This is a genomic window from Photobacterium sp. GB-72, from assembly GCF_003026095.1.
Classification (GTDB): Bacteria; Pseudomonadota; Gammaproteobacteria; order Enterobacterales; family Vibrionaceae; genus Photobacterium.
The window spans coordinates 1-626 of sequence record NZ_PYNV01000056.1 but is presented as its reverse complement, the minus strand read 5'-3'; the positions used below and the strand labels follow the sequence as shown (position 1 = coordinate 626).

The window sequence follows — 626 nt, the reverse complement described above, 5'->3', positions numbered from 1 at the left end:
GGCAATGAGAGTCGGAAAGAAGTTGGACAGTATTCTTTCGTGATCGCAGTACTCTCCGCACTATAGTGGGCATCTAAGCTGACATTTTACGTGACATACGGAACAGGGTAAGCCTGTATCATTCCCTTTGGGAAAGCCTTAGTGGCCGATAGTGATGCAGGTATAGGAGGTCGGAAAAAGCGAAAGCTACATTGTAATGATGTAGATACAGACTCATGTTTGATCACGAAAGTGAGCCCACTTCCGACTGGTCTCCCTTTGCGAGATAGTTTGAAGAACTTTATTTAAGGAGAAAAGCAAATGATGATCTCGAAAGAGATTAGTGCATCTTCTGACGGTGCTCAATGGCAGTCAATAGACTGGAAATCCGTTGAAGCACACGTATTAAAGCTTCAAATGCGTATCGCAAAAGCAACTAGAGAAAAGAAATACGGTAAGGTGAACTCCTTACAGTGGCTCTTAACTCATTCTCGCTCAGCTAAGCTTCTTGCGGTTAAGCGTGTATCTCAAAACAAAGGCAGTAAAACGCCTGGAATAGATGGTGTCATCTGGAACACAGATGCACGCCGTATGAAAGCAGTCAATCAGCTTAGTCGCAAGACTTATAAAGCGAAACCACTCAAACG

1 protein-coding gene is annotated in these 626 nt (G+C 43.8%); it reads left to right on the top strand.

Annotated elements, in window-relative coordinates:
* Positions 1-300: 300 nt before the first annotated feature.
* Positions 301-626 (top strand): reverse transcriptase N-terminal domain-containing protein (locus C9J40_RS21870; protein ID WP_199188150.1); only part of this gene is annotated, 326 nt, incomplete at its 3' end.